Origin of the sequence: Acinetobacter calcoaceticus ANC 3811, assembly GCF_000399665.1 — a bacterium.
GTDB lineage: Bacteria > Pseudomonadota > Gammaproteobacteria > Pseudomonadales > Moraxellaceae > Acinetobacter > Acinetobacter calcoaceticus_B.
In genome coordinates this window covers 1-647 of record NZ_KB976985.1, presented here as the reverse complement: position 1 = coordinate 647, position 647 = coordinate 1, and the positions used below count along the sequence as shown (strand labels likewise).

The following is a 647-nucleotide window of genomic DNA, read 5'->3' as shown; positions in this document are numbered from 1 at the left end:
ATTACAGGTGTTCTTAAAAATGTTCCGGCAGATGCGACGAATACAGTCGTTACAGTTGTTATTAATGGGCAAACATATACTGCAACAGTAGATAAGGTAGCAGGTACTTGGACAGTAAGTGTGCCGGGTAGTGGTTTAGCAACTGATGCAGATAAAACCATTGATGCCAAAGTAACGTTTACAGATGCAGCAGGTAATAGCAGCACTGTTAACGATACACAAACTTATACAGTAGATACCACTGCACCAAATGCACCGGTGCTTGATCCAATCAATGCCACTGACCCAGTGACAGGTACAGCAGAAGCGGGATCAACCGTGACTGTAAGCTTTTGAAATAATGATTCTTCAACCCCTGCCGATACTACTCCACCAAATACAGATGGGGTAACTTTCTCTGTTAATTCAGTTACATCTGATAATGTACTTAATGCATCTGAAGCAGCAGGCAATGTCACGATTACTGGTATTTTGAAAAACATTCCAGCAGATGCAGCAAATACAGTCGTAACTGTTGTAATCAATGGTCAAGAGTACACTGCGATTGTAGACAAGGTTGCAGGTACTTGGAGTGTAAGCGTACCAGGTAGTGGTTTAGCGGCTGATGCAGATAAAACCATTGATGCCAAAGTAACGTTTACAGATGC

1 pseudogene is annotated in these 647 nt (G+C 42.2%); it reads left to right on the top strand.

Annotated features, from left to right (window positions below):
- Window positions 1-647, top strand: a pseudogene (locus tag F935_RS19165) (Ig-like domain-containing protein); the annotation flags it as partial.